At 63.3% G+C, this 9,649-nt stretch carries 5 protein-coding genes (1 of these 5 cut by a window edge); 4 read left to right on the top strand and 1 reads right to left on the bottom strand.

Annotated elements, in window-relative coordinates; translation table 11 throughout:
* Positions 1 to 1,141: 1,141 nt before the first annotated feature.
* Together AB0C34_RS17925 and AB0C34_RS17920 are read left to right on the top strand one after the other, a co-directional pair.
* A complete protein-coding gene (locus tag AB0C34_RS17925; RefSeq protein WP_357073646.1) occupies positions 1,142 to 2,146 on the top strand; it encodes a ParA family protein in 1,005 nt (334 codons plus the stop codon).
* Between the two features lie 199 nt (positions 2,147 to 2,345).
* Complete coding sequence (locus tag AB0C34_RS17920; protein ID WP_357073643.1) at positions 2,346 to 2,732, top strand: hypothetical protein; 387 nt, start codon at positions 2,346 to 2,348, stop codon at positions 2,730 to 2,732.
* Positions 2,733 to 3,082: 350 nt separating this feature from the next.
* Here AB0C34_RS17920 and AB0C34_RS17915 read toward each other — a convergent pair whose 3' ends face one another.
* A complete protein-coding gene (locus AB0C34_RS17915; RefSeq protein WP_357073640.1) occupies positions 3,083 to 3,820 on the bottom strand; it encodes a hypothetical protein in 738 nt (245 codons plus the stop codon).
* Positions 3,821 to 4,340: 520 nt separating this feature from the next.
* Between AB0C34_RS17915 and AB0C34_RS17910 the strand changes: the two genes are divergently transcribed.
* Both AB0C34_RS17910 and AB0C34_RS17905 read left to right on the top strand, forming a co-directional pair.
* A complete protein-coding gene (locus tag AB0C34_RS17910; protein ID WP_357073637.1) occupies positions 4,341 to 4,709 on the top strand; it encodes a hypothetical protein in 369 nt (122 codons plus the stop codon).
* Positions 4,670 to 9,649: the 5' end (the start) of an SNF2-related protein gene (locus AB0C34_RS17905; RefSeq protein ID WP_357073634.1), read on the top strand. 22,431 nt of this gene lie beyond the right edge of the window; only the first 4,980 of its 27,411 coding nucleotides appear in the window; the start codon lies at positions 4,670 to 4,672; the stop codon falls past the right edge of the window. The genes AB0C34_RS17910 and AB0C34_RS17905 overlap by 40 nt, the downstream gene beginning before the upstream one ends.

The following is a 9,649-nucleotide window of genomic DNA, read 5'->3' as shown; positions in this document are numbered from 1 at the left end:
GACGCCCAGAGCGCACGATCTGCTCACTACACCCCGACCGCCTCACATGCGTTGAGCGCCTTACCCAGTGATCACGCCACAACTACATACAGCGCATCGAGCACGCAATGCGCACTGGCAGTTCAAGGCGTGTCTGCCACGCAAGGCGTACTAGACGCTTCAGGCATGGCAAACAGCTACGACGCCCAGAGCGCACGATCTGCTCACTACACCCCGACCGCCTCACATGCGTTGAGCGCCTTACCCAGTGATCACGCCACAACTACATACAGCGCATCAAGCACGCAATGCGCACTGACCATCGTGTACGTGCGCAGCGCGCAGGACAGCTATAGCATCCGGTGTGCGTTAGGTGTGGACTGCGTCTCCTGCGCCGAGCATGCACAGTGCGTAAATGCTGCTTCATACGCCAAAGTCACATTCAACGCCTTAGATGTCCTGAGCGCGACTAACACAGACTGCGCCTATCGCGTGTACACCACCTCTGGTGTGATCAGCTCATACTATGCACCATATGTGCTACACCCCATATGGATAGGAAGCACCTTTGATGCCTGACACAGCAGCAACACTGATACTGCTGCAGGCGCATAGGGCGCTGAAAGCGCGCATGGAAGCCTTTGCGGCTAACACGGCAGACGCGCCCTCTACGCCGACCCTGCGCTATGAACCCTCGACATCTCATGCGGTAAATACATCTAGTGCGCACTCAGCATCTACGCCATCGCACACGTGTACAGCTCCCATAGCCCCTCTGATGCGTAAACCGCAGAATGCATCAGCCATGTGTTCAGCGCACAGCGCACCCGAAGCAGATGCAGCGTTCAACACATCAACGGCGCATAAGCCATCAGAGTATTAGTGAGCGCGTTGTACGTGTTCACCAGCGTCGACATGGCCTGCGCCTAAGGCAGTAGACATGCTGAACACGCTGCTGACAGTCGGCGCGCCTAGCGCAGCTGCGCTACCTTTCCTGCGTAGTATGCGGAACGCAGGATGCGGGTCTCGCACAGCAACACTGTGTTACGCGCCTACCTCGCGTGACCCGCGTTTTGATGCACCAAGTCCTATGGCACGGAGAAGGGATACGAGATGGCTGACTTCGGCTGGCTCGGCGAACAAGCTGCACTTGGAGGTCGGCGTGGCTGACCTCGCGAGCATCGGAGGTTTCGACTGCCGGCACAAGGGAGTGGCGGTCCTGTCCAGCAAGGGCGGGGTGGGGAAGTCGACGCTTTGCGGACAGATCATCGACAACCTTGCCCGTTTCGGGCTACGTGTCCTTGGTGTCGACCTTGACCCGAACGGCGCACTGTCGGCAATGACGAACACAGTCGCGCCGATAGGAGGGCCATCCGTCAAGGAAGTCCTCGAAGGCACTGTCGATCCTCGAGCGGCGATCATCATGCCCGGACCCTGGCAGCCGGAGTCTGACCGCCGGTGGGATCGGGGCGGCCAGCTCCTGCCTGAAGGTGAGGTTCACATCTTGCCCGCACCTCAGGACGGGCTGGAGAACGCGATCCGTGTCTCCGGCACCGACGCTGAGAGCCGCCTGCACATTGCGCTTACGAACAGTGGTCTGGGGGAGTACTACGACGCAATGATCCTGGACGCGCCCGGAACCGAGGGGCCCGCGTTCTTCCTGTCCTTGCATGCCGCGTTGCACGTGCTGTTCCCGTTGCAGCCCGAGACACTGAGCCTGCGTGGCTTCATCCGCACGATTGACAAGGCAGTGAGCTTCAGCAGTTACTCCGGCAAGAAGCTGAACGCCATAGGGGGAGTGGCGACGATGATGACGAACAAGCGGGAACACCGTGAGGTTGTTGAGGACGCCGACGCTTGGCTCAAGAAGCGGTTCAACGGACAAGTAGCGATGCTTACGCCGTCCTTGCCGCTCCGAGTGGTGGTTGCCGACGCCGTTCCGCTGTATCTCCCGGTGTCGCGCATGGTGACTAGCGGCGGCACCCACGGTGTGATCGCGGCGGGCTACAGCAGGATCGCCCTGTCTGTGATTAACGTCGTCGCGCCTGAGCGTATGGACGGGATCCTGGACGCGCTGGAAGATGCGGACCTCGACCCGAAGATCAAGAGTGTGCTGTTCGGAGAAGCGGACGCCGATGACGCTGCAGAACTGACCGACGCTTCGTGAGCGAGCCGATCGTGTATCCATTCATTTTGAGTTAGGAGATTTGACCATGGCTGGCGCACGAGGAAAAGACCGTCCGAACCGGGCTGCATTCGCTGCTGGAGGAGCCGATCTCGGCAATTTCGGGGCGGGCTCAGAGCAGGCAAGTGTCCTGCCGCCACCGACCAACCCTCAAGTAGGACAACCGACTTCACTCGGTGTCGTGCCTGACCCTCCGAAAAGGGAGGAGATCGAGGACGGCACCTACGATGACTTCGACGACGCCCCGGTGGATCTGGTCGGGCCCGACCCGCACGCTGTGTCGGCGGTACCCCAAGCGGCGGCCAAGCCCGCACCGCGGGCCAAGAAGTCTCCCCACGTGAAGCGGAAGAACTTCCCGGTCGAGAATGCCTTCGTCGAGGAGCTGATGGCAGCACGCATTAAGTGGCACACGGACGATCCCGCTCGGATGGCCCACTTTGGAGGCATGGCGAGCGAGAACGCTTTCCTTCAGGCAGTGGCCCGGCTTGGCATAGAGGCGATTACGAAGAATCAGAAGGCAGCCAATCGCCTGATGCGTCTCTTCCCGCAGAACGCCCGGACTCGGTAGCCAACAACACCAACAGGTGCCTTGTACGTTCGGCTGGACGAGGTGGGTGGGGGTTCTGGCTCCGCGTACTCTCGCTATCGTCGCGTGTCGACAGACGATCAGTTCGCATGTCTCCGACGGTGGCGGCGGGTGGAGGAGTTGCGGCTGGTGACGTTGTTGTTCAACAGCGCCCACACCACCTCGGCGGGATCCCAGCGTTGCGTTCGCGCGGTGGCGAGGACATCAGGTGAAGTTGTTGTTTAAGCCAGCGGTGCGGCTTCGCCCGCTGGCAAGCACCCGGGACCTTGATCGGGCGCCGCGGCTGTCCCTGTGTGCGGTCACACGAGCCAACTGGCAGAACCGTTCTGGCGCTACCCAGGCTGTGGTGCAGCAACAGGGGTGTCCTTACTGGTGCCCAAGCATCTGTCGTCAATCGTGAGAGACTTCAGGAACTCCAGGACTGTTCGCTTATCCCAGATGAATGCTCCTCGCACTTTGCGGTGAGGGCGCGGTGCACCCGGCGTCTTTCGGCAAAGGCGGTGCCACTGGTACACCTCGTCCATTCCCGCCGCCCTGGCGCAATCGTGGGCGGTCCACTCTTCAGGTCCGATGTCGCCGGCCATGATCCGCTTCGGCGACCGGTTACCAGTCCCGGGCCTGTTGTGGATCCAGTGCCGAACCTCGCTGGACCGATACCACGCCCAGCGGCGGAACTGTCGGGGGACTTCTTGTTCCAGCTCCTGTTTCGACAAGGGGTCTGGTGCTGGGTTGTGGAGTGTTTTGGCTGACACTGCACGGTGGAACGCGCCGATCGACGTGCCGGTTGCTGCCGCGCTCTGGCGGGCAGTCATCAGTCCGTGCTCAAGCCCCCACGCTTCGGCTTCGTCCTCAGTTGCCCGGTACGTTGCAGCCCACTCCAGCACTGCTGGTTCCGGCCATTCGTATTCGCCGTCAGCCCCGCATCCCGGCCGCCGCAATAGCGGGTCGGGGGAGCGGTTCGCCGCCGAGCGGAACGCTGCCTCGGTGATGAGTGCACCCACGACTGCGGTTGCCGCGGTCGCGGCATCAACCGCCTTCAGCATCCTCACGTTGACCGGGGCATTCGTCACCCGCGCATTATATGCACACATTTACGTTATAGTTTGCCGCCATTGTTTCTACTCGCATCGCACACCGATGATGCTGTACGGTATGCGAGATAATTCACGGACCGAATAATCCAAATTTAGAGGGGGATGCAGACATGTGGCTGGTCAACCTGTACTTGCTGCTGGCGTTGGTCGCCGGCGTGGTGTCGGGTGCGCGTGACCGAAACTGGTCGCGCGGTCTCAGGACAGTAGGGGTCTTCATGGTCTGGCCCTTCGTCTTGGTACTGCTCCTTTTTGGATTCGGCGCCACTTCCCAGTGACCCTTCCTTGCTGCGCAGGCGGCCCCGCTGTTCAGCGGAAGTCGAGTGACAGCTGAGATGTTCGACTCCTTCTGTCCACACACGCTGTGTGTTCGCCGCCGATCCAACCGAATTCCGTCGTTATGGTCGGGCACTGACTTGCCGTGACGGTCCGCATGTAGCAGTCACGGCCCTGGTGTTCGAAGGGGTGCCGGTGACGGATTCTGGACGAGAGGTATCCGATGGACGCGAACCCGCCGAGCCTCACAGCCCACTCACTGGAGCTGACCGTCCCGCACTTACCAGCGGCAGCGCAGATAATGCAGTTGGTCGAGGCCGACACCGTCGCCGCGACCCGGAGGCGGGACCCGCAGCGGTGGCGCCACTGCCACGTGGCGGACAACCCGCTGGCAGCCGACATCGTCGCCAGAGTGTGGGGGAGAGCGACCGAACTGACGTGGCAGATCCTCGCGACCGCGTTGATCGCGCAACGTCTCGAGGACAACGAACCGACACCGCGGACATCAGCGGATCCGCTGGCCGCAGAACTGGAAATGCAGATCAACCAGGAGTGCCAGACGCTGAACAGGACATTGAACTCAACGACCTGATCTATCGCTGGGCACGCACCGTCCACGAGTTGGACACCGTCCGCGCCAACGGGTACAGCCTGAATGCGTCGATCGCCTCCGCGCAGGCCGCGCGCACCACCGCAGAACAGCGTAACGCCGAGAATGAGCTGGCCAACTGGAACGTGGTACTGACGCGGTTGAACGATGACCTCGACCAGCATCGCGCCAGCTGGGATCGCCTGCACACCCAGCTGCGGGACATCGAAGACCAACTGCGGTCTGCCGGACAGTCACCGGAGCACATCAATCACAAGGTCGTCCTGCGGGCGGGACAGCCGACTACGACCCGCAACACGCATGCAGATGATGCACAGAGGGAGGTGCTGCGCCGCGGTCTGATCAACCGGAGTGCACTGGTCGCTAAGGCCGGGGTTCGGTGGACAAGCGGCCGCGCCGCAACGGCGCTCAGCGATCTACGTGCAGGTGGTGCTGGATTCGTCGACGCGCCGGATCTGTCGCCAATCGTTGTGACCGCCGAGGATGCTGCCCCGGATGGGGGGTTCCGGCTCAGCGGCGATGTCAACGCCGCTTTGAGTGAGATTGCCGCCCAGCGCCGTTCCGGGGTTGAAGCCACTGACCTCGGTCTGGTCCGGCGGGTGCGCCAGCTCGTGCACGCGGCGCGCACGAATCCGCAATTGGTTCCGCCTCGCAAGCTCGTGCGGCTCGAACGGATCGCTGCCGCAGTCGTGGCCGGCGACATCGTCGAACTTGTCGAGAACATCGACGGAGCCGACGCGGTGGTCAGCGGGATCGTCGATGTTCTCGACGACGAATCGACCTACCAGTGGTGGCTGACTACACGAGGCGATCGGCCAGTGCAGAGGGCCGCCACTGCGCTCACCGGCGCCAGCGAAACCTCGGCGGCAGCGCCCATTCCGCCGCAGTCGGTGCCAGTTGTTGCCGACGAGGTGCGTCGCAGCGAACTGCTCGATGCTGTTGTCACCGAGGTCATCACCCGCTCGGAACTCACAGACGCAGCTGTCAGTGCTGGCGACCGTGAGGAGTTCCTCACCGGCGCCGTCGCTGTCGCCGAATCGTTGATTTCGGCGTGCCTGAGTGACATCCACTTCGCCGAATCTGACCAGACCGTCGAGGACGAACAACTGTGGCGCGTCGTGGGCGCCCTGCTGGAGAACCCTCAGGGGCTGTCGTGGCTCGCGCGGGAGGCCGCTGAGCAGGTGTGGCAGGCCCACCACCATCGCGCGGGTCCTAACCAGCAGGTGGCCAGGCAGCTGGCTGATGCGATCGCGGTCGACGCGGGACTCGCTGCATCGCCCACCGCAGTGCAGGATGTCATCAACGACGCCGGAGGCCTTCACGATCTCACCGAAGTTGAGCAGCAGGCCACTGTGCAGGCTGCACTCGAAATCATTGAAGCCCCCGCCAGTCTCAACTACCGCGCCCTCGGGTACGAGGCTTTCCAACCCGGCTCACTGGTGAGTGAGTCGATCCCCGACGCGGATCCTGTTGTCGCCGAAGTGGTCGCAGGCTGCTCGGACACTGCGGCCGCGGACGTCATCCGCCAACAGTTCAATAGCGGCTGGTGGGCGGCAGCGGCCGAGCACACTGCTCCTACCTGGGATCAGATTCGTCGAGAGGTGATCGCAGATCCGCAGATCCGCAGACTGTTTACGCACCCGGATGCTCTGGACCCACCTGCCGCGGCGGCCCTGGCGGTCAGCGGATTGCTCGATGAGATTGCCGGGCGTAGCGATCTGCACGTCGCCACGATCCGAGCCGCCGAGCGGACCCGCACCAACACTGATTCCCTGCCCGCGGGGTGGGAGAAACTGTTTGGTTCCGCCGCTGGCGAACGTTGGCAACGGGTCGCCGGGCATGCCGGGTGGGACAAGTTCTTGCGCCGCGCGCATCTACTGGCCGAGATCGCTGCCGAATGGGCAAACTCTGCACGCGCCGAGGACAGCTCCGCTGAAGTCACCGACCTAGCCAAGGCAACCGGGGCCAGCGCGCCGACTTTGGGCGACGAGGCCCACGACGCGGTCGGCGCCGGTGAGGATTCCAACTCTGGGGATCTGGGGGAGTTCAACGGCGAGCATAGCGGGTTCTCGCACGTCGCTGAGCACGGTGCTGGCCAGGACTCGGTGTTCACGCTCGGCGACCAGCTGCATCACGCTGAGAACGAGCCACTTCAGAGGTCAGTAGCGTCCAGCGCCAGGGGTCGCAGCGAGGACAACACCCATCCCGGCGCTCGACCAGTGCCGCCGCGTTCAGGTGTCAAGATGGTGGAGGCGGCGCAGAGCGCCCACTGGGCAGTGCTCGACGAGGACGCTCGCTACGCCGTCAACGACGTCTATCACCTGCAGCTTGAGGCACACACCCCCGCCGGTTCATACGAGATCAAGCTGTACTGGAACCTCACCAGGAGCGGGAAATTCGTCTACGACCGCGGCAAGTCGTCGCTGACACAGCCTGACGGTCCAATCCGCGGGCCGTCAATAGGGGAGATCACCGACCTCATCAGCAGGCTCAAGCAGGTGGAGCCGCCGCTGCCCGGCGACAAGCGCACCACAGCGCTCGCACGCGAGGTCAACCCAACGCAAGGTGCGAGCGACAAGTCCGACACGGCGGACACGCTGTTCAACCTCGACGGCAGCATCGCAGACGGCCTGCGCGAGGATCCCCCCGCAGCGGCTCCAGTCGCCGGCGACACTACCGCGCGAGCAGCGGCCGCGAGTGGTGCCGACCCGCAGACTCAGCAAACCGAACCGGTGTCGACGCCCGACGACGACATCAGTGCACTGCCGGTCATCCTCGACCGCTACAGCCTGCTGCAGGCGGTGACGCACAAACTGATCCGCGCGTCCGGCAACGGTGGCGAGTACGTGCTCGGGCCCGCTGAGGGCCCCGCGACGGCCCTTGCCGACCTGACCACGGTGGAGGAGCTACTTCGCGAAGGTCTACTGAAGACCGACACGGCCACCGGGCAGATGGTGTGCAGTGACACGGGCAACAGACATCGCGACAGCTTGCGAAGTGGCCATCGCAGCGGACCACGAATCGGTGACTGGGTCCTCAGGCTAGACACTGGGCAGGCGGGGGTGGTCTGCGACCTCCTCGAACTCACCGATACAGTGCAGTGGGCCGAAGTCGTTTTCGGTGATCGGGAGACGCTGCACGGCGGCGGAATCGCCACCATCGACCCTGCGAATCTGACCGTTCTTGAGCGCGCCACTCTCACCGCATCCGCCGCGGCTGAGCTCTACCGCATTGCCACGAGCCAAGACGCGACGGTATTGACTATTCCGCGAGCATCCGAGCGCAGTGCCGATCAGCTCGCCGGCCCGAACGCGAGCAGCCAGGATGCACCATCTGCCGAAGAAGTCGCCGCTGCTGAAAGCCCCGATGGCACGGCCGAATCCATAGCGTCCTCGCACAGCGAGGTTGCCAACACTGCGGGCGCTCCGAGCGACCCTCGTCCTGGCGACCTGTTGAGCGAGGATCAGCGGCTGCTGCTGTACGCGCTGAAGCCGCGAAGGGTCGCGGCAGTGTTGAGCGCTAAGTCTGGTGACATCAACCAGATCTACGTATTCGAGTCTCCGTCACCAACGCTGGCGTTTAGGTATCGCCCCGCCTGGAAAAGGTTCTACGTTCGCAGGGATTTCCTTCGTGCACCTGCCATCGCCCTGTGGCCGATCGTGGGCGCTGTCCCTGATGATCAGGTGCGGCTCACAGAGCAAGCCATCGCCCGCTTCGCGAATGCCTTGCAACCACAGGTCCGCCGCCAACTCGCCGGTCATCATGAACTGACCAACAAGCAGCTCGACCAGCTGCTGCGCACGGTCCTCCAAATCGATCAGATCCGGCCACGCCCCGAACCATCGCAGGTGCAGACAACGCAACTGGCAGCGTCGTTGAGCAAGGCGCGGCCGGCGCACCTCGGGGTGTCAGACATTGATCGTGCCGTGATCCGGTGGACGATGTTCGAGTTCGCCTCCGAAACTGCGACTCCAGACAAGTTCGTCGACAGTCGTCTCGGATACACCGTAGACCGGTATGGGCATCAGCGGGTGCGGAAAGTCGTAGACGACGTTCGGGCTGCACACCGCGAGGATCTCGCCGCCGCAGCTGACACACCATTCCGATCGCGGCTCTTAATTCCGCCGCTGCGGGAATGGGCCGAAGCCGGTAAGCAGCTACGCGCCAGCGCGATCCGGCTGGGGGCCGCAGGGGAGTACGGGCCCGCGATCGACGCCTTGCATCAGGCACACCTCACCGACCCACTGTGGGATCCTGGCAGCGAGCCCAGTTACAGAGAAATGCTGGACCGGATCCGCAGCGCCCGCGACAGCGTCTCCCTGGCGACCGCACCCGTCGTCGACGCCTACGCCAACGAGGCCCCGCTGCACCCGTTCCATGACGAGAGTGCGTTATTAAGGTGGAGACAGTGGGTGATCGGTGAGCTTGCCGACGACCCCATGGTCACTGTCCGCAACCACCGTGACACAAGCGTCCACTACCCTTCACGGCACGCGCGTGGCCGCATTCTGGACGAAGTCACCGACCGGCTGATCGACATCTCGCTGCGTGACCACGCCAGCCTGCTGACAGGCACTGACGCCGCCGCAACAGAGTGGTTGGCTGCGGACATCCACCACCACATCGGCCCAGCCCTCGCGGACCCGGGCGAACACCCAGTATGGGCCGAAGCCGCGTACGGCAGCTGGAGGCTCATCGATGCGAAGCCAGTTATCCACGTCTTGTGGCGCAATGACCATTGGGCAGTCCTGGTCGGCATTTCCGACGAGCATGTGTGGGGGCGCGACTATCGCGTTGCGCAAGCACACGCCCTCACTCTCGCCGGACGCACTGACCTGATCAGACCCGCCGCCGCCGCCACATATACGCACGTGTCAGCAGTTCGCGACTCACTGATCGACTGGGCGCAACAGCAACTGCTT

The sequence above is a fragment of the Nocardia sp. NPDC049220 genome, from assembly GCF_040647855.1.
Classification (GTDB): domain Bacteria; phylum Actinomycetota; class Actinomycetes; order Mycobacteriales; family Mycobacteriaceae; genus Nocardia.
The sequence above is the reverse complement of the archived record's forward strand: the minus strand, read 5'-3'. Positions and strand labels throughout refer to the sequence as shown.